Source organism: Rheinheimera metallidurans, from assembly GCF_036983985.1.
Classification (GTDB): Bacteria; Pseudomonadota; Gammaproteobacteria; order Enterobacterales; family Alteromonadaceae; genus Alishewanella; species Alishewanella metallidurans.
The window spans coordinates 104,221-124,215 of record NZ_JALAHQ010000005.1 but is presented as its reverse complement, the minus strand read 5'-3'; the positions used below and the strand labels follow the sequence as shown (position 1 = coordinate 124,215).

Annotated in this window: 17 protein-coding genes; 8 read left to right on the top strand and 9 right to left on the bottom strand. The window is 44.3% G+C overall.

The window, feature by feature from the left end; all coding sequences use genetic code 11:
- Genes gspF through gspC form a run of 4 tightly spaced genes read right to left on the bottom strand, consistent with a single transcriptional unit; the run spans position 1 to position 5,839 of the window.
- Positions 1–1,224: a type II secretion system inner membrane protein GspF gene (gspF, locus tag MN199_RS13260; RefSeq protein ID WP_335739749.1), complete on the bottom strand. Its 1,224-nt coding sequence runs from the start codon at positions 1,222–1,224 to the stop codon at positions 1–3.
- Positions 1,224–2,732 (bottom strand): type II secretion system ATPase GspE, encoded by a 1,509-nt coding sequence (gspE, locus tag MN199_RS13255; protein ID WP_335739748.1) that lies wholly within the window; start codon positions 2,730–2,732, stop codon positions 1,224–1,226. Before gspE ends, gspF begins: the two co-directional genes overlap by 1 nt.
- Positions 2,732–4,861, bottom strand: coding sequence for a type II secretion system secretin GspD (gspD, locus tag MN199_RS13250; protein WP_335739747.1), 2,130 nt, complete (start codon positions 4,859–4,861; stop codon positions 2,732–2,734). The genes gspE and gspD overlap by 1 nt, the downstream gene beginning before the upstream one ends.
- 27 nt (positions 4,862–4,888) lie before the next feature.
- Positions 4,889–5,839, bottom strand: coding sequence for a type II secretion system protein GspC (gspC, locus tag MN199_RS13245; protein ID WP_335739746.1), 951 nt, complete (start codon positions 5,837–5,839; stop codon positions 4,889–4,891).
- A gap of 172 nt (positions 5,840–6,011) precedes the next feature.
- Here gspC and hslR point away from each other — a divergent pair, with 172 nt between their 5' ends.
- The 6 genes from hslR to MN199_RS13215 all read left to right on the top strand — a co-directional run bounded on the left by hslR (position 6,012) and on the right by MN199_RS13215 (position 12,820).
- On the top strand, positions 6,012–6,425 hold the full coding sequence (hslR, locus tag MN199_RS13240) for a ribosome-associated heat shock protein Hsp15 (RefSeq protein ID WP_132586161.1): 414 nt from the start codon (positions 6,012–6,014) through the stop codon (positions 6,423–6,425).
- A 9-nt stretch (positions 6,426–6,434) separates the two neighbouring features.
- Positions 6,435–7,283, top strand: a complete 849-nt coding sequence (gene hslO / locus MN199_RS13235; protein WP_335739745.1) for an Hsp33 family molecular chaperone HslO — start codon at positions 6,435–6,437, stop codon at positions 7,281–7,283.
- Between the two features lie 222 nt (positions 7,284–7,505).
- Positions 7,506–7,682 (top strand): DUF1328 family protein, encoded by a 177-nt coding sequence (locus MN199_RS13230; RefSeq protein WP_132586167.1) that lies wholly within the window; start codon positions 7,506–7,508, stop codon positions 7,680–7,682.
- 293 nt (positions 7,683–7,975) lie between these two features.
- The gene (locus MN199_RS13225) at positions 7,976–8,515 is read left to right on the top strand and encodes a BON domain-containing protein (RefSeq protein WP_335739744.1); all 540 of its coding nucleotides are present in this window, start codon (positions 7,976–7,978) and stop codon (positions 8,513–8,515) included.
- Between the two features lie 109 nt (positions 8,516–8,624).
- Entirely contained in the window at positions 8,625–9,842 is a 1,218-nt protein-coding gene (gene sbcD, locus MN199_RS13220) for an exonuclease subunit SbcD (protein ID WP_335739743.1), read from the top strand.
- On the top strand, positions 9,839–12,820 hold the full coding sequence (locus tag MN199_RS13215) for an AAA family ATPase (RefSeq protein WP_335739742.1): 2,982 nt from the start codon (positions 9,839–9,841) through the stop codon (positions 12,818–12,820). Before sbcD ends, MN199_RS13215 begins: the two co-directional genes overlap by 4 nt.
- A 1-nt stretch (position 12,821) precedes the next feature.
- Here MN199_RS13215 and MN199_RS13210 read toward each other — a convergent pair whose 3' ends face one another.
- From MN199_RS13210 to MN199_RS13200, 3 genes are all read right to left on the bottom strand, one after another.
- Positions 12,822–15,113: an EAL domain-containing protein gene (locus tag MN199_RS13210; RefSeq protein WP_335739741.1), complete on the bottom strand. Its 2,292-nt coding sequence runs from the start codon at positions 15,111–15,113 to the stop codon at positions 12,822–12,824.
- A 131-nt stretch (positions 15,114–15,244) separates the two neighbouring features.
- On the bottom strand, positions 15,245–15,991 hold the full coding sequence (locus MN199_RS13205) for a DUF481 domain-containing protein (RefSeq protein ID WP_335739740.1): 747 nt from the start codon (positions 15,989–15,991) through the stop codon (positions 15,245–15,247).
- Complete coding sequence (locus MN199_RS13200) at positions 15,988–16,818, bottom strand: mechanosensitive ion channel family protein (RefSeq protein WP_132586182.1); 831 nt, start codon at positions 16,816–16,818, stop codon at positions 15,988–15,990. Before MN199_RS13200 ends, MN199_RS13205 begins: the two co-directional genes overlap by 4 nt.
- Positions 16,819–16,950: 132 nt before the next feature.
- Here MN199_RS13200 and MN199_RS13195 point away from each other — a divergent pair, with 132 nt between their 5' ends.
- Both MN199_RS13195 and MN199_RS13190 read left to right on the top strand, forming a co-directional pair.
- Entirely contained in the window at positions 16,951–17,523 is a 573-nt protein-coding gene (locus tag MN199_RS13195) for a DUF1285 domain-containing protein (RefSeq protein ID WP_335739739.1), read from the top strand.
- A gap of 107 nt (positions 17,524–17,630) precedes the next feature.
- Positions 17,631–18,914, top strand: a complete 1,284-nt coding sequence (locus MN199_RS13190; RefSeq protein WP_335739738.1) for a metal-dependent hydrolase family protein — start codon at positions 17,631–17,633, stop codon at positions 18,912–18,914.
- A gap of 22 nt (positions 18,915–18,936) precedes the next feature.
- Here MN199_RS13190 and MN199_RS13185 read toward each other — a convergent pair whose 3' ends face one another.
- The gene (locus MN199_RS13185; protein WP_132586191.1) at positions 18,937–19,392 is read right to left on the bottom strand and encodes a DUF2489 domain-containing protein; all 456 of its coding nucleotides are present in this window, start codon (positions 19,390–19,392) and stop codon (positions 18,937–18,939) included.
- Positions 19,393–19,394: 2 nt separating this feature from the next.
- The gene (gene yihI / locus MN199_RS13180) at positions 19,395–19,949 is read right to left on the bottom strand and encodes a Der GTPase-activating protein YihI (RefSeq protein WP_132586194.1); all 555 of its coding nucleotides are present in this window, start codon (positions 19,947–19,949) and stop codon (positions 19,395–19,397) included.
- Positions 19,950–19,995: the final 46 nt, after the last annotated feature.

Here is a 19,995-nt window from a genome sequence, read left to right as displayed (position 1 = left end):
CTAACCACCACCTACCATATTGTTTAACGCTAAAATGGGCTGCAAAATTGCCATGACAATAAATAACACCATACCGGCCATTACGGCGACCAATACTGGCTCAAACACTTTTAATGATACTGTTGCTAAGGTTTCAAACTCTCGATCTTGGGTGTTCGCTGCACGCTCTAACATGGCATCTAACTGCCCGCTTTTTTCGCCACTGGCGATCATATGTAACATCATTGGCGGAAACAATTTAGTTTGCTCTAGGGCATTACGTAACGATGTACCCTCGCGTACCCGAGCCGTGGCATCGGTAACCGCCTGCTTCATATAGGTATTACCTAATACGTCAGCGCTAATACGCATAGCTTCAAGCAACGGTACGGCAGACGCATTAAGTATACTCAAGGTGCGAGCAAAGCGAGCGGTATTTAGCCCCTTAGTTACCTTGCCAATAATACTGCTGCGCAGTAACAAGGCGTCCCAATGAAAACGAAAAGCGGGCTTACGTAGCGCGCGCTTAAATAACACCACGCCAACAATGGCGGCCAACAACACAAACACGCCATAGGCGCGCAAAAAGTCGCTGGCGGCAATTAAAAATAGTGTTGAACCGGGCAAGGTTTGGCCCATGTGTTCAAATTGGCCAACAATTTTTGGCACCACCGCGGCTAATAAAATAGAAATAACCAATACGGCAAAACAGGTCAAAATAATGGGGTACAGTAAGGCTTGTAGAATTTGGCTGCGCATATGTTGGCGCTGCTCGGTATAGTCGGCCAAACGGTTTAATACTTGGTCTAAATGGCCAGACTTTTCACCGGCGGCGACCATCGAACGAAACAAATGGTCAAATACATGCGGGAATTCGGCTAAGCCTTCAGCTAAGCTATAGCCTTCCACCACTTTTGAGCGTACGGTCATCATCATATTGGTTAACCGCGGTTTATCACACTGTTCGGCTACAGCTAATAGTGCGCTTTCTATCGGCAAAGCGGCTTCAACTAAGGTAGCAATTTGCCGTGTAATAAGTGCTAATTCTGACGCAGAAATGTTGCGTTTAAACCATTGCTTACCCGATGCTAATAATTTTTCTTGCTGCGAAGCCAGCGTAACACTAACCGGTGTTAGTTTTTGCTCGCGTAGTAACGACCTAGCGTGGCGAGCATTATCAGCTTCCAATACGCCCTTATTAGTTTTGCCTTTAGCATCTAACGCCTGATATTCAAATGCCGCCACTACACATCCTCACGGGTAACACGTAGCACTTCTTCTAGCGTAGTTTCGCCTTTAAGTACCTTGCTAAAACCATCGGCACGAATACTTGGGCTGTGCTTGCGCACATACTTTTCGATTGCTTGCTCGCCTTTACCATTATGAATAAGCTCACGAATATGCTCATCGACCATTAGTAATTCATGAATACCAGTACGGCCACGATAGCCGCTAAAATTACAATGTTCGCAACCTTTAGCACGATAAATTAGTACGTTTGGCTGTGCGCTAATGCCCAGCAAGTTACACTCTTCGCTATCTGGTTTATGTTCGGCTTTACAATGCTTGCATAACGTACGCACTAAACGCTGCGCCAGCACACCGAGTAAACTAGATGACAGCAAAAACGCTTCTACACCCATATCTTCTAAGCGTGTAATAGCGCCAGCTGCGGTATTGGTGTGTAAAGTAGATAACACTAAGTGGCCGGTTAAGCTGGCCTGCACGGCAATTTGTGCCGTTTCTAAATCGCGTATTTCACCTACCATTACTACGTCAGGGTCTTGGCGCAAAATGGCTCGCAAGCCGCGGGCAAAGGTCATATTTACTTTGGTGTTTACCTGAGTTTGACCAATACCTTCAAGCTCGTATTCAATAGGATCTTCTACCGTAAGAATATTACGATCTTTAGTGTTTATGTCGGTTAAACCGGCATAAAGCGTGGTGCTTTTACCCGATCCGGTTGGCCCGGTTACTAATATAATGCCGTGTGGTTTTAAAATTAGCTGCGAAAACGCCTGCTGCACTGACAAGGTCATACCTAAATCGGCTAAATTTAAGTGTGAGTTGTTTTTATCCAGTAACCGCATTACGACCCGTTCGCCATGGCTTGATGGCATGGTAGATACCCGCACGTCTACCGCACGACCAGCAATGCGCAAACTAATACGACCATCTTGCGGCACACGTTTTTCGGCAATATCGAGTTTAGCCATTACTTTAATACGTGACACTAATAAGCTAGATAAGCGACGGTTGGGCCGCAGTACTTCGCGTAATATACCGTCAACCCGGAACCGCACGACTAAGGCTTTTTCAAAGGTTTCAACGTGTATATCAGATGCACCTAGCTTAATCGCCTCACCTAGCATGGCATTAATTAACTTGATAATTGGCGCGTCATCTTCGTTTTCTAGCAAGTCTTCACTTTCTTGAATATCGTCAGCTAACGAGGCTAAATTTACTTCGTTGCCAATATCTTCCATTAGCTGCTGCGCTTCAGACGAATCACGCTGATAACTGGCTTCAAGCAAGGCTTCAAATTCAACTGCCGATAACCGCTGAATTTGAAATGGTTCAGCCAGCATACGTCGCACCTCTAGTACGGCTGCCGGTGCCGTTGCCGCATGAATATACAGCTGCCAGCCTTGGCTCTGTTGCTGCAGCAATACGCCGTGGCGTTTAGCAAAACCAAAAGACAAGCGAATACGGCTGCTGGCGGGTTTAACCTGTTCTGCATCCAGCGCGTCCATTAGTCCTGATTTCCTTGCATTTCAGTTGTTGGCTGTTGCTCTTTATTCATATAGTCGTCAAAGGTCGGCGGCAAGGTTAACGAGTCATCCCACTTGGGCAATACCACCTGATCGGTCAATGGCATTAAACGAATACCCTCTTCTTGCCGTTTTAGCTGCTCGGCACGAATGTAGTTGTACTTAGTTTTTGAAATACCCGAAATGGCTGAACCTTCACGCACAATAGTGGCTTTAATAAATACCATTAAATTGCGTTTTTTCTTTGATACGCTAGTCGATTTAAACAGATGACCCAAAATAGGAATATCGCCCAAAATAGGCACTTTAGACTCACTTTCCTGCACATCTTCGTCAATTAAGCCGCCAAGTACTACCGTCGCACCATCATCTGCCATAACGGTAGTTTTAATTTCACGCTTGTTAATTGTAATATCAACCGCTGTTGCGCCACCAATGCTAGATACTTCTTGCTCTATAGTTAGCTGCACCGCATCACCTTCGTTAATTTGCGGTGTTACTTTTAGGCGAATACCCACTTCTTTGCGGTCAACTTGCTGAAATGGATTAGTGTTATTGGCACCGGTTGTCGAGCCAGTAATAACCGGCACTTCTTGACCAACAAGGAAGAAGGCTTCTTGGTTATCCATGGTAGTAATGTGCGGCGTGGCCAGTACGTTAGAGTTGGTACTGGTGCGCACCGCTTGTAACACGGCAGCCCAATCACCTTTATAAAACCCTAGCATAGCGCCATTTAGTCCGCTTAATACGTTCGATAAAATTGAATAATCGCGGTTTGAATCAGGCACTTCAGACACGGTTTTTGTGCCATCTGGCGCCACAACTTCAGTGCGGGTGCCTCGTGTGACTTGCGATGCCTGAGCGGCTCCCGCGGCCACACCAATAATGGGAATTGTGTTGCCGTTATTAAAATTAGTACCACCGCCGTTTTTATTTAACCACTGCACACCTAAATCGGTGCCGTCGCCTTCAAATACTTCCACAATAATGGCTTCAACTAACACTTGAGCACGACGAATATCTAGCTGACGTAATACATCTTCTAATGAGCGCATCATATCCGGCTGTGCTGTAATCACTAGTGAATTACTGTCGGCATGAAATTCAATGCTGGTAGAGCGACCTTGGCTAGCAACTGCACCACGCCCGCCTTGCGCGCCAGCCGCCGCTGCCGCCGCACCACCACCTTGCACTTCTGCAACTATTGAGTCACTTACACCTTTTAGCACTGGCACCAGCTCTTCAGCTTTAGCGTATTTTAAATAAAACACTCGGGTATTACCGCTAGTTTGTAACTCTGAGTCTAAGCGTTTAGCTAATTCTATAACACGCTGCCGTGCTTGCAGTTCGCCGCTAACGATAACGCTATTAGTGCGATCATCGGCCACAATTCTGGGCACTAAAAAGTCTGGCTGTTCACCTCGCCCCTGGCTTTTATAAATGCTTTCTAAAATACGCACAATTTCTGGTGCTGATGCATATTGCAGCTTTACAATTTCCAGCTCCTGATCACCGGCTTTATCTACCCGTTGAATAATATCAACTAACCGATTTACCACCGCCGCTGGGCCGGTCATCATAATCACGTTCGATGGGTCGTAGTTCACCACATGGCCACCACCGGCCTGATTACTAAACTGACGCAATAAGGGTGCTAGTTCGCGCACCGAGACGTTACGCACCTGCACTACGCGAGTAACCATTTCATCGCCTTGGCCTGGCGCTTCATCAGTAACTACTGGAATATTACTGGTTTTGGCGTCCTTGTTACGTACTACTTTTAATACGCCGTTATCCATCTCAACTACGGCAAAGCTATACACTTCAAGTACGTTAAGAAAAAACTGATAATACTGCTGTTCGTTAAGCATTTCGTAGCTGCGCACATTAATACGGCCGCGCACTTGTGGGTCAACAATAATGGTTCTTTTCAGGTTCATGCCAACAATATTAATAAATTCATTAATATCAGTACCTTTAAAGTTCGGCGAGTACATTACCTCTTCTTGAGCGGCAACAGAAACACTTGGAATAGCAGTAGTTAGCGCAGCTGCAACTAGCATACTAGCCAGTGAGCGGCGAGAGAGAAAAGAAAATTGCCCTGATTTCATTAATGTATAACCAATTAGTTTTAATAATTATTGTGACAGGCTCACCAGAATATCTCTGATCTCACCATCGCGCTCTATTTTTATTGCAGCTTCTTTAGCTTCGCGTAATTCATTAATCGCGTTCATTGCCTGCTGCATATCATTTAATGCAATACCATTTATTTCTATCGCCAGATCACCTGGTTGCAAGCCAAGCTGAGTAAACAAAGTAGGATCTTTACCCGGCGTTAAGCGATAACCTAGCAGTTGGCCATTGGGCCGATGTGGCGTTACTCGAATGTAGTCAAAAAATTTCATTGGCTCAGCAACCAGCTCATCTCGGCGCAAATCAAGTGGCTGCGCAAGCTGCAACGGTTCCATTTCCATCGGATCAACCGTGGGTGCCATACCGGTTGTTGCGGTTTCAGTATGCTGCTCATCAGAGCGCCCTAACCCAGCGTTAGCCTGAGCAATTTGGGTATATTCAAAGCCATCTAACATCAGCGTTTCATAGCGACCAGCTTGTTGTAATAATACCCGGTCTGACAATACCTGTTTTAAAACCGCGTTAGTGCCTTCTATCTTATCATTCACCGCGTAGGTTGCTTCTGTCCCACGACTTTCAATAATAGCGCTACCCTGATTAGGGTCGGATCCTACCGCAACCAAACCGGTTAATTTAACATTTAATTGGGTTTTTGGTGCTTCCGTTACTACAGGCGCAGTCTCTTTTATCGGTTCAACTGAGGCTTTACCAAATAATGAAAATTGCGTTAATGCGGCTAAACTAACACTGTTTGTTGAGCTTACATTTACCGCCGCAGTATTTTCCAGTACAACATTAGACCCTGAGCCGCTAGGCAATAACTGCCAGCTTAGTTTTGCTAAAAACCACGCTAATACAATGACTAAAATTAGATTAAATATGCCTTGCAGCCAATTTAACGGTATTTTTTGTAATTGCTTAATTAACTGTTGCGTGTCTACTAACTGATTCATTACACACTTCTACTTTTAAAGAGAAAATTATCTTACCCAGTTGTCGCGCAAGCAACAAGCTCAGCAATGAAATTTACAAGGTATTAACCACATTTATTTTCATAAAAGCCGTAATTTCCCCGATTTTGGCACTATAATGTCGCTTTTAGTTCGACAATTGCAGCTATAATTTATGCCATCAATACCAGCCTTAACCCAGCCTGAAAATATCGCCCTACGTTTAGACAAGTGGCTATGGGCATGTCGGTTCTATAAAACCCGCGGTCTGGCAAAACAGATGATAGAGGGCGGTAAAGTACATTATAATGGCCAACGCTGCAAAGCTAGTAAAACCGTGGAGCTTGGTGCAACGGTTCGGCTAACGCAGGGTACAGATGAAAAAATTGTTCTTGTGTTAGGCTTGTCAGAGAAACGTTTAGCCGCGCCTTTAGCGCAAGCACTGTACGAAGAAACGGCCGACAGCCTAGCGCAGCGGGAAAAACGGGCAGAGTTAAGAAAAACTAACAGCCTGTTTGCCCCACACCCGGATACTAAACCAGACAAAAAGGAGCGCCGTAAGCTACTTTTGTTAAAATCGCAGCAGTAAGAGAGCAGCATGAATTTAGATAACTTATATCGATTTATATTTCAAAACAGAAACGTACGCGGCGAGCTTGTCCAGCTATCAACTAGCCTAGACCAAATGTTACTTAGCCATGAATATCCGATGCCGGTAAAGCAGTTATTAGCAGAGCTAGTGGCCGCAACCAGCTTACTTACGGCAACGCTTAAGTTTGAAGGCGATATAGCCGTGCAGGTTCAAGGCGATGGGCCGGTGCGTTTTGCCGCCGTAAACGGCACCGAGCAGCAGCAGTTTCGCGGTGTCGTTCGCATGCAGGCCGATATAACTGGTGATAGTTTTCGCCAGTTAATTGGCGAAGGCTATATGGTAGTAACTATTACGCCCAAGCAAGGTGAGCGCTATCAAGGCATTATTCCGCTTAGCGGCGATAGCCTAGCCAGCACGTTAGAGGCCTATTTTGCTCAATCAGAGCAATTGCCTACACGGTTATACCTATATACCGATATACAAGCACAGCACTGTCGTGCCGCCGGCTTTATGTTGCAAGTATTACCAGTAGACCAGCAAAAAGCTAAAACAGACTTTGATGATTTAGTGATGTTAAGTAACACTCTAACACACGATGAAATGTTCAACCTCGATATAGAGCAGCTGTTATATCGGTTATTTCATCAAGAAGAAGTTGAGTTGTTTCCAGCCCAACCCGTTAGCTTTGTTTGTGGTTGCAGCAAAGAAAAGTGTAGCTCAGCAATAATTAGTTTAGGTGCAGAGGTAATTAACGAGCACATTTTAGAAGGTAAGCTCGACATTAGCTGTGAATATTGTAATAAAATCTATCACTTTGATACCGACGATTTATCAACGCTACTGCAGCAGCTTTAAGCCTTACTTGCACTTAATTACCTCTCGTCTAGCTATGAAACAGTTACCGGCATACCGGTAACTTTTTCTTATCTTTAGCGCACTGCTTTTTTAAAAATAAAAACGCAAAGAAATAAACAAAACAAAATCATAGCCTTACTACAACTTTATCTTTGGCATACATCTGGCAGTTATTACTTTGTCATTTATACATTTGTGCTTAAACGCACCAAGGAGCAAACTATGTTGAGCTGGGCATTAACATTCTTAATTGTTGCACTTATCGCTGGGGTATTAGGTTTTGGTGGTATCGCCGGAGCGGCGGCTGGTATCGCTAAAATAATCTTCTTTATCTTTATTATTTTATTAGTGGTTTCACTACTAATGAATGCATTAAGAGGTAAAGCACCTAGGCTTTAATATCAATAGCGCAGCTTAACTTATAGGCTGTAGCTGTTATTACTAAAAACCACCGAATACTTGAAATAGTGCTCGGTGGTTTTTTGCTATTTAGGCACTTAGTTGCAAAACCACCAGCGCGCTATCAGCCACTTTTACTTATACGGAAAGTTTTACCGATCAATAAGAAAAAACTACAAGCCAAAAATTAACAAAAAATGAACAAAAATAAATAATTAGATATTAAACAATAACTTACACATTGGCACTAAACTGGCATTAGCTAAAGCGTCATATAAAATAGGAGCAACACCATGAAACATACAACTTTAGCAATGATGGTTACCCTAGCATTAACAACTACCGCAGTAGCAGCCAATGATTGGAAAGACACAACCAAAGATGCATGGATTGATGGCAAAGCGGAAACCACTCTGTTGTTAAATGGCAACTTAAATTCGTTTAAAATTAATACTGATGTTAAAGATGGCGTAGTAACGCTTACCGGTTCAGTAGAAAGTAAAGTAGATAAAGCTTTAGCTGAAGAACTGATTGAGAATTTAGATGGCGTTAGCCGTGTAGACAATAAACTCACCGTTATGAATGCTAACGCAGCAGATAAAGATAGCAGCGGTAGCGCTTTTAAAGACGCAAAAATAGCGACTGTAGTTAAAACACGCTTATTATTTGAGTCTGAAGTAAGCGGCACGTCAATTGACGTTGATGCTAAAGATGGCGTAGTAACGCTTAAGGGCGAAGTAGACTCTGACGCTGAGCGTGATTTAGCTGTCGCTATTGCTAAGAACACACACGACGTTAGCCGCGTGGTGAATAAGTTAGACGTTATCAAATAATAGCGGTTACGTTTTAATAGCCGATCTGTGTTTAAGCCAGATCGGCTTTTTGCTGTCTGTCACACTATCCGGTATGCTTTTGCCATTATTTTTCGTGGCTATTTTCTTTATGCGCATTTTACATACCTCCGACTGGCACCTAGGCCAGCATTTTATTGGTCGCAGCCGAGCCGACGAACATCACGCTTTTTTACATTGGTTAGTTACACAGGTAAAAGCAGAGAATATTGATGTGATTATTGTTGCCGGTGATATTTTTGATACCGCAACCCCGCCTAGTTACGCTCGCGCGCTATATAATCAATTTATTGTCGAATTACAAAGCTGTCAGTGCCAACTCATTATCTTAGGTGGCAACCACGATGCCAGTGCGGTACTAAATGAAAGTAGAACCCTGCTACAACACCTAAATACCCACGTATTTGCCAGCAGCAGCTCAGAACTTAATCAGCAATTACTGGTACTACATAATAAGCAACAGCAACCGGCAGCCTTATTGTGTGCCGTACCTTTTTTACGCGCCCGTGACTTACTGCAAAGCCAAGCAGGGCAAAGCGCAACAGAAAAACAGAGCAGCTTACAGCAGGCGATAGCACAGCATTATCAACAACTATTCGCTTTAGCCCAGCGCTATAACAGCCAACATCAGCTACAGCTGCCTATAGTTATGACCGGCCATCTAACCACCTTGGGCGTAACGCAGTCTGAATCAGTACGAGATATTTATATTGGCTCACTTGAAGCTTTCCCCGCAGATGCATTTCCACCCGCCGACTATATTGCCTTGGGCCATATTCATCAAAGTCAGCAGATCAAAGCCAATACTGATATCCGCTATAGTGGCTCGCCAATTGCGCTTAGTTTTGACGAGGCTAACCAGCAAAAACAAGCCTGGCTAATTGAATTTAGCAGTAATAACAAAACTGTATCGAGTTTAGCCATACCCTGTTTTCAACCCTTAATTAGTATTAAAACCCCGCTTGATAGCATCAAGCCTAAAGTGCAGCAAGTACTTAACTCACTTGAGAAAAATAAAGTACTGTGGCTAGAGTTAGTGATCACAGAAACTGACGCCTACTTAACTGATTTGCAGCAAAGAGTAGAAGCCGAGTTAGAGGGTTTAGCAGTTGAACTATTACGTTTACGCCGCCAGCGCAATGAACAACTTGGCGGCTTAATTGACGATGCCCAAGCCAGCTTAGCCGAACTAACGCCAAGCCAAGTATGGCAAGCCCGCCTAAGCAGCGAAAGCCTTACTGATCAGCAACAGCAGCAACTGACGAATTTACATGCTCAGGTACTGGCAAAAGTGCAGGAAACACCATGAAAATTTTATCCGTACGGCTGCAAAACCTAAATTCATTACGCGGTGAATGGCTTATTGATTTTCGCCAGCCACCGTTTAATCAAACTAACATTTTCGCCATTACGGGCCCAACCGGCGCCGGAAAAACCACAATTTTAGACGCTATTTGCCTAGCGCTCTATCATCAAACACCTCGGCTAAAAACGTCACCAACCAGCAATGAGTTAATGACACGTAATACCAGCGAATGCCTAGCCGAGGTCGAGTTTGAAGTTGCAGGTGTGGGTTATCGGGCATTTTGGAGCCAACGCAAGGCCCGTGGGCAAAGTGATGGCAACTTGCAAGCGGCTAAAACTGAACTGGCAAAACTAGATGGCACTATACTGGCTGAAAAAACTAGCGATAAATTACGCCTAGTCGCCGACATTACCGGCTTAGACTTTGGCCGTTTTACTAAGTCAATGCTACTGGCACAAGGTGGCTTTGCCGCATTTTTAAATGCCGACGCCAACGAGCGAGCCGAGCTACTAGAAGAGCTAACGGGTACCGACATCTACGGTCGTATTTCTGAGCAAGTATTTATTGATTGTCGTGAGCAGAAAAACCAGCTGGAACTACTTCAAGCTAGAGCTGGCGCAGTAGAGTTATTAAGCGAAGAACAACAACAGCAGTTAAACGCCGCTTTGGTAGCAAAAAAGCTCGACTTAACCGCACAGCAACAGATATTAGTTAAGCAGCGACACACACAAAACTGGCGCCAACAACTAGATAAGGCGCAACAAGAGCTACAACAAACTGAACAAGAAGTGGCACGGGCAGTTAATGCTATTAGTGCACAACACACTGAGTTAGCGCGATTATCAGCCTGGCAGCCTGCCAGCCAACTGGCGCCGCTATACAGTGCATTACAACAGGCTATTGGCCAACAACAACAAAGCCAACAACAGCAAGTTGCGCTGAAACAACAACTGCATGTTGCAGCGCAGCAACAAGCTAGTGTGTTATGGCACGGCGCACAAAGCCTTAGTCAACAACAGCAGCACTTTGCAGCGCAAATACAACAATTACAACAACAGCAACAACAGCTAACGCGGCAACATCAAACGTTAACCCAACAACACGAGGCTCTGCACCCACAGATACAACAGCTTTCGGCTCAATTGCAAAACACCAATCTAAACCAATTACGCCAACAGCAACAGCAACAGCGAGATAAACAACACCGGCTACAGCAACTTAAACAGCAGTTACAGCAACAACAACGCTGGCTACTTAATCAAACCCATTTACAGCAGCAGCTGCAGCAAACCGAATTAGCGCTTGCGCCTTTAGCTAAGCAACTGCTGACCCTGCGCCAACGCTATAAAATGCTGCAAGAGCACATTGCCGATAAAAAGCAGCTGTTACAGCAGCAGCTGCTGATCATGCAGCTGTCCGAACACCGCTCGCGTTTACAACCAGAGCAGCCATGCCCGCTGTGCGGTGCAACCGAACACCCGGCTATTGAGCACTATAATCAGGTAAATAGTTTAGCCGCAGAACAGCAGCTGCAAAGCAAAGAGGCCGAGCTGCAACTTACCCAACAAGACGGTGAAACCTTAAGTAAAAAACAAGCCGCGCTAGAAGCAGAACAACAGCAGTTACAACAACAACTAACACAGCAACAGCAACAATTAGCCGAGCTTAACGATACCATTCAACAGCAGTTACAGCAGGACAAGGTATCTGACATTGATATCGCGCTAACAGCATTAGCAGACGAAAGCCTGTGCACATCGCAAACGCTGACGCAACTCGAACAATGGCAAATGCAGTTACAGCTATATAAAGAGCAGCAACAGCAACTAGAACAGCAGCAGGTACAAAATCAGCACCAACAGCAATTATTGCTACAACAGTTACCGCGCTTACAAGAACAACATAACGAGCTGGCGCAGTTGCAGCAAAGTTGGCACCAGCAGTGGCAAGCCATGCAGCAGGCCGAGCCGGCAACGCAAACCCGGGCGGAGTTTTCTCGCCTTAATACCGAATTACAACGCTTACAGCAGCAAATACAGCAGGGCCAAGGCCAACTGCAAATGTTGCAGCAACAACAGCAGCAACTAGACGCCGCAGCAATGCTTGCCACACAACATTGGCAACAAGCTTTGGCTAACAGCGTATTTAGTGATGAAACCGCATTTAAAAATGCGTTATTAAATCCCGACGAACTACAGGCACTACAACAACTGCAGCAGCGCTTGCAACAAGCTGAGATTGCGGCTAAACGCTCGTTTAGTGACTGGCAACAGCGTTATCAGCAACTCGCCGAGCAGCAATTAAGCAGCTTGTCGTTAGATGAACTTAACCATAGTGTGCAACAGCACGACACACTGATCCAGCAGCTCAGTGCAGAACAAGGTCAACTACAACAACAGTTAGAAAGCGATACCGCGCGGCGGAACAGCCAGCAGCAGTTATTGCAAAATATTGCCCAGCAACAAATACAGTACGAACAGTGGCAGCGTCTCAATAGCTTAATTGGCTCTGCTGATGGCGCACGATACCGCCGCTTTGCTCAAAGCTTAACCCTACAACAGCTTATCGTTTTAGCCAACCGACAACTGGCTATTTTGCACAATCGTTATCAGCTGGCGCGCCATGCAACGGCCGAATTAGAGCTAGTAGTGTTAGATACTTGGCAAGCTGATAGTGCACGTGATACCAAAACCTTATCGGGCGGCGAAAGTTTTTTAGTTAGCTTAGCGTTAGCGCTGGCACTATCAGATTTAGTTAGCAGTAAAACCCGTATTGATTCGCTATTTCTCGATGAAGGCTTTGGCACCCTAGATGCGGATACCCTAGACAGTGCACTAAGTGCGTTAGATAACCTTAATGCAACCGGTAAAATGATCGGTATTATTAGCCACGTTGACGCACTAAAACAGCGCATTAGTGTGCAAATAAAGGTCGAAAAACAGCAAGGCCTAGGCTATAGCCAAATTAAAATAAGCAGCTAAGTTAGCGCTGAAGCAACGCAACAAACTCGTTAGCGGGTATGGGTTTGCTAAAGTAATAACCCTGATAGTAATCACACCCTTGCTGGGTCAAAAACGCTAACTGCTCTGCAGTTTCGACACCTTCGGCCAGCACTTTTAAATTCATATTATGCGCCAGCGCAATAATGGCACTGGTAATTTGTTTATCGTCATGGGCCTGCGGAATATGTTCTATAAAGCGTCGGTCTATTTTCAGTGCATCCAGCGGTAAACGTTTTAGATAGGACAATGACGAGTAACCCGTACCAAAATCATCTATCGCCAGCCTAATGCCCATCGCTTTAATCTGCTGCATAATGGCAATCACCCGCTCTTCATTAATCATTAGCGCGCTTTCGGTTACTTCTAGCTCTATTAAATGAGCGGGCACGGCGGTATCTATTAGCACTTGCTCTAGCAGGCCAAGTAGCTGATCTTTATTAAACTGATGCGCAGAAACGTTTATTGCCAAACTAAATGGCGCGATGCCTTGATCTAGCCAAGTTTTTAACTGCCGACAACTTTGCTGCAATACCCAGCTGCCAACATGATGAATTAGGCCACAAGACTCGGCTAAAGGTATAAACACACTAGGTGGAATATGGCCAAGCTCAGCATCGTGCCAACGCAGCAATACTTCCGCACCCATTATTTTTCCGCTAGCAATATCAATTTGTGGTTGATAATAGCACTGCAACTTGTCCTGTTTTAGCGCATTACGCAGTCGCGTTTCTAGCAATACTCGCTGCTTAGCTTGTGCGGTTAGCTCATCGCTATACAAGGCTATATGGTTTCGTCCTTCACTTTTCACTTTATACATCGCCGCGTCTGCTGCGCGAATTAAGTCTTCAGCACTATTGGCATGGCTTGGGTATAACGCAATACCGACTGACAGTGCAGTAATCACTTCGTTACCATTCGCTAAGTGGCAAGGTTGTTGTAATTGCTGCATTAACAGCTCAGCAAACTCAGTAACGTCGTTTACCGACTGAACAAATTGCACTAAAACACCAAACTCGTCGCCACCTAGACGCGCCAGCACATGTTGTGTTGTGCAACACCGCTGCAACCGCTGGCTTACTTGCATTAATAGCTGATCGCCGGCGCTGTGGCCAAAACTATCATTAATATCTTTAAAGTTATCTAAGTCCATTAGCAGCACTGCGCACTGCCCACCTTGTTGCTTTGTGCTGACGATTGCTTCAGTAACACGCTGGCTAAAATGCTGGCGGTTAGGCAGTTGTGTGACAGCATCAAAATCAGATAAAAACGCTAGCGCTGCTGCCTGCTTTTTACTTTCAGTAAGATCGACATCGATACAAAAAACCTGAGGCTCCAACCCCGGTAATTTAACTACCGCATGGCCGGAAAAAACCGGTACTAACGACCCATCTTTACGCCGTAGTACTAATTCTTCTGATGGCACGGCAATTCCGCTAGTCGCCATTTCTAACATGGCATCAGCTACATGCTGCTGCATATAAGAGGGAATAATAAGATCGAGTAAATTACTGCCTAAGGCTTCTTCTTTACTATACCCGTAAGTAAGCTCACTGGCCTTGTTCCAATAAAAGGTTGAGCCATCGGCATGATAACCTTGCACCGCAATTTGTGGCGTATTATCTAATAAGGTTCTAAATCTAAGCTCACTTTGCTCTAGCTGCTGCAATACCTGCTTTTGTGCGCTAATGTCATGAATAACTGCAACGAAATAGCTAGTTACCGATGATTTAATCATCGCAACAGATAATCGCGCCCAGAGAATGCTTTGGTCTTTGCGCACATAACGTTTTTCTATTTCGTAATGATTAATTTCACCACTTTTTAATTTTTGGATCATCGGCAGGTTATCGGCAAGATCGGCAGGAAAAGTTATTTGCGCAAAACTTAGCTGCGTTAGCTCTGCTTCGCTATAACCTAGCATCTGACACAGCATTTTGTTAACACGTAAAAACCGACCATCTAACGAAAGGTGCGCAATACCAACAGCCGCATGCGAAAATGTTTCCACAAAAATACGTTCTGATTTATCTAAAGAATGCGCAAAATATTGCTTTTGCTTTAGCAGATACCAAGCCAACCAAGCGGTTAGCCCAACATAGAAATAGCCTTTATAGCTTTGATACCTAGTTAGTAGCGCGGTGTCAGTTACTAACCAGCTTAATAGTTGATCACTGGTTGTGATCCACAGTAAACCAAACAACAAATACAGTACACCGCCTATCCAAGGGCGCTGTAACAGGCAGCGTAGTTTAATTTTCTGCTTTATCATCATTAATTTATTGTAACAATATAATTAGCAAAGTGATGCCTTAGCATAGCTTAATTTTTCACTTGGCCAACCTAAATTATTCAATAACAACATATTTAAATAAAAAGGCCTGCATTATGCAGGCCTTTTTATTGTTAGAACGAATAGACTAAGGTAAGCGATGTTTGTGTATCTGTGCTCTTTTTAGCTACCGGCACATCTGTATCATTTTGCACTAAAAATGCCGCTTTCATTTGTAGCGAACCATTAATTTTCGCTAACACTGCACTTTCTGCGATAGTACGGGTGTTATCATCACCGTACTCCACGCTTAACGTTTGCGCAAAACTGGCTGACTCACTAATGGTCCAATTGAACACCGCGGCACCACGAGCAATAAGGCCTTTTTCCGTTTCACCCGTTGAACGTTTGCCGGTGAAATAGCCCGGACCAACTTCTACGTCCAGTGACTTGTCTTCAGCATTATAAATGCGCGTACCGTAACCGACAGCGAGTGTAGTGTATTTAGTATAGGCACCAAACTTGTCATCAGTGTAAGAGCCATATACAAACAACTTATCAAACTCTTCATCTAGCTTATAAGCAGCTTTAGCTGATACTAAATACTTTTCTGCTGATTTTTCAGTAATTTTGTCGCCATTGGCATCGGTTTTTTCATCTTCTTTGAAAAAAGCGCTGAAAATATACTGATTACTCCATTGCTGCAGCTCTTGCTTGGCATCTATTTTACCGGTTACTGATGTACCAACCGTGTTACCTGATGTTGCAATAGCACCTAATTCAGCCGAGGTAGTCCATACTTTGCCAGTTGCGACAGTGTCGTTAGCTTGCACCTGCGAGCTAGCTGCGATGGCTAATGCCAGAATTGAAAAACGCTTCATACTTGCTCCTGCTTATCTTGCTTAATATGTACACCCATTTGCGGAAATGGCATACGAATACCGTTATCATCAAAGGTTAGCTTTATTTTCTCTAAAGTATCCCAGTACACGCCCCAATAATCTGCTGAATTAACCCAAGGTCGCACCAAAATATTAACGGTGGCATCGGCTAGCGCGCCAACCTTAATAACGGGTGCGGGTGTAGGTAAAACACGGCTATCACTGGTAACAATATCTTCTAAAAGTTTTTTCGCTAAACGTAAATCGGCGTCGTAACCAATACTAATGGTTAAATCTACCCGGCGCGTCGCCTCAGCAGAGTAATTAGTAATAGCACGGCTAGTAATTTGCGCGTTAGGCACAATAACTAATTTATTGTCAGGGGTTTTCATTATCGTTTGAAAAATCTCAATTTTATCAACGGTACCGGCAATACCACCAGCGTCAATAAAATCACCTGATTTAAACGGCCGAAATAAAATAATTAAAATACCTGAGGCAAAATTTGATAATGAGCCTTGTAACGCCAAACCAACCGCTAAACCTGCCGCGCCTAAAATAGCGATAAACGACGTAGTTTGCACGCCTACCTGCGACAAGGCCATTAGCGCGGTAGCAATTAATATGATGGCGTAAACAATACCGGTAACAAACGACACTACAGCTTTATCTACTGCCCGTGCTAATAGTGCTTTTTCCATCAGCCTACTTACACCTTTTGCTACCATCCGGCCGATATAAAAAATAACTATCGCAAGCACTAGCTGTAATAAATAGCCTAGTAATAGCTCGTTATTTTCATGAAATAACTGAGTAATTTTTTCCATAAATTTGCTCCTATAACCCATTGCGATAATAAATCGGGGTAAATAATACCATATTACACTGCGTTATAGCCGCTAAAACAGGCTAAACTCACCAGTTTTTCTTTCGCCATTAGCTTATCTTTGCTAGTCTTTATGGCTATGAAAACACTAACTACGGCTTCTGCTTTTAATCTACAAACGCTGCAACAACAGCTACAGCAAACCGATCTGGCACCAGTGGAAAGCTGGAACCCGCCGTTTTGTGGTGATATACCGATACATATAAACGCTGAGGGCGATTGGTATTATCAACACAGCAAAATTCAGCGTCCGGCATTAGTCACCTTATTTACATCAGTATTGTTACGACAGAATAATGAATATTTCTTGCAAACGCCGGTAGAGAAAATGCGCATAACGGTTGCTGATGCGCCGTTTTTAATCGTCGATTGGGCGTGGTTAGAAACAGCTGCAGGCCCAGCATTAAATTTAACGACAAATTTGCAGCAACAAGTGCTAGTAAGCCCACAATATCCGTTAGTACTAAAGGCCGACCCACAACAACAGCTGCTGCCCTACTTACAACTATGGCGAGGGTTAGATGCCAAGTTAAGCCGCAATGTTTACTACCAACTAGCAGAGCAAGCCAATGCGGTTTACTGCAACCACCAGCAACACTATCAATTAAAAAGCGCCGCTTATCCATTTACTTTTGCCATAACCTAAACCCATATTGGTCATTAAAAAACAGCATTCTGTCTAAAGCGCATTGTTGATTTTTTCTACTGTGTTAACACTGATTAAATCGTTAAACATATAAGGCCATAACCAAAATGAAAAAAACGCCAATAGCGCTTCTTTTAGCTACTGTCTGTATTTGTGCCCAGCCACATGCAGCAACACTTATTCACGCCGGAAAAGTAATTACTGCCGAAAATAAAACGGTATTAACTGAGCAAACTATAGTCGTTGACCAAGACAAAATTACTGCACTGGAAGCCGGTTATCGTCAGCCAGGCGCTAACGATACGGTAATTGATTTACGCCAGCACACGGTAATGCCGGGTTTAATGGATATGCACACCCATTTCTACTCGCAGTTTAGCGCTACAGCATACAGCGAGGGCTTTTCAATGAATGAAGCCGACTATGCTTTACGCGGTGCAACTTACGCCGAAAAAACTCTGATGGCCGGTTTTACCACAGTGCGCGAGTTAGGTGATAACCACGGTATTAGTGTGGCACTAAAAAAAGCTATCGCAAAAGGCTACATTAACGGCCCGCGTATTTTTGCTGCGGGTAAATCGCTGGCAACAACCGGCGGGCATGCCGACCCTACCAACGGTTTAGCCTTGGCATTAATGGCCGATCCAGGCCCGAAAGATGGTGTAATAAATGGCGCCGACGAAGCACGAAAAGCGGTACGCCAACGCTATAAAGAGGGTTCAGATTTAATTAAAATTACCGCTACTGGCGGTGTGCTAAGTGTCGCTAAAAGCGGCAGTAACCCCCAGTTTACTGATGAAGAACTCGCGGCCATTGTTAGCACAGCGAAAGATTATGGCATGAAGATAGCTGTACATGCCCATGGTAAAGAGGGTATGGAGCGCGCTATTAAAGCCGGAGTCGACTCAATAGAGCATGGCACTTACATGGATAAAAGCACCATGGCACTAATGCGCAAACAGGGTACTTACTTTGTACCAACCATTATTGCTGGAAAATGGGCTGAAGAAAAATCACGCATTCCAGGTTTTTTCCCCGATCTGGTGCAACCTAAAGCAGCAACTATTGGTAGCAAAATTCAGCAAACCTTTGCTGAAGCTTATAAAACTGGGGTAAAAATAGCCTTTGGTACTGATGCCGGTGTGTATGAACATGGTAATAACTGGCGTGAGTTTGTCTATATGACAGAAGCAGGCATGCCAGCGATAGAAGCTATTCAAAGTGCAACCATTGAAGGTGCGCGCTTACTGGGTGTTGCCGACGAGCTTGGCAGTATTAAAGTAGGGAAAATAGCCGATATTGTTGCGGTAGAAGGCGATCCGTTAAAAGATATTAGCCTAATGGGAAAAGTAAACTTTGTAATGAAAGCCGGTCAAATTTACCGGCAATAATAATCCTTGGCTTTCGGTTTGTTTAAGCAGGCTGGAAGCGCTTTAATAAGGTATCAGCATCAATTAAAATAAGCGGTTTTAAATCTTGTTCAGCTTTTAACCGCAATACGTCTTGCTGTTGCGTTAGTGCTTTGTCCTGCGCTTTACGCGCCTTGTGGGTTGGCATGTCTTTAACTACTTGGTACATCTGATACAAACCCGGGTAGCTAGCAATAGGATCAAGCTTATGCTCTGGCGCTAAGTGATCTAACAATACCCAAACTCGCAGCGCCCCTTCTGATAACTCGCACTGCTCGGCCAGCATCGCCTTACAAATTAATATAATACTGTCACGCAAATACTGCCGTTTTTCTGCTAACTCTAGCTGCGCAGCCTTGCTCTGCTGCTGCACGCGCCACAGCAAGCTACCGGCGTAAAACGCTAAAGCCACAATCAATACTGCCGCAACAACAAATGCTACGAATACGCTACTAGTCAAAATTAATCCTCGTCGCCGATCAAATCTTTACGCCAATCTTTACTTTCAAAAGCGGCTAACGGATCAATCTCTTCTTCATCAGCGTCATCAACTAAGCCTAACTGCTGTAACAGCTGGTCTAGTCTCGCTGTTTTAGCATTAAAATATTTAGCGTCTTTTCCGGTTAACACTTCGTCTTTCTCAACTCGCTCTAACAACTCATGTAGGAAGCTATCATTTTCAATCAAGGCGAGCTCTTGTTCAGCGGTTAACTCAACTGGTCTTACTTTGCTTAAACTGGCTTTAGGCTGCAGTATCACTTGCGGCTTTTCCGCTACCGGCGCCTCGGTCAGCACTAGCACTATTGGCTTTTTACTGCCAATACGTTTATCTTTTTTTACTGGCTCGCCATTAGCATCCGCTGCAATAGCAGCTACATTGTTGCGATTACCAGCTTTTAAACCCGCACCTTTTTTCTTGCTCTGCTCTTGAGGCTCGCGAGTTTTGCGGATCTCTATCGTTGATAAATGCCGTTGGCCATTAGGGCCGGTCAAGCGAGTTTTTTTCTGACGAGTCATGTTTTTTACCTGTAAAAAAGGGCGCACATTTTAACCAGTTTTCATT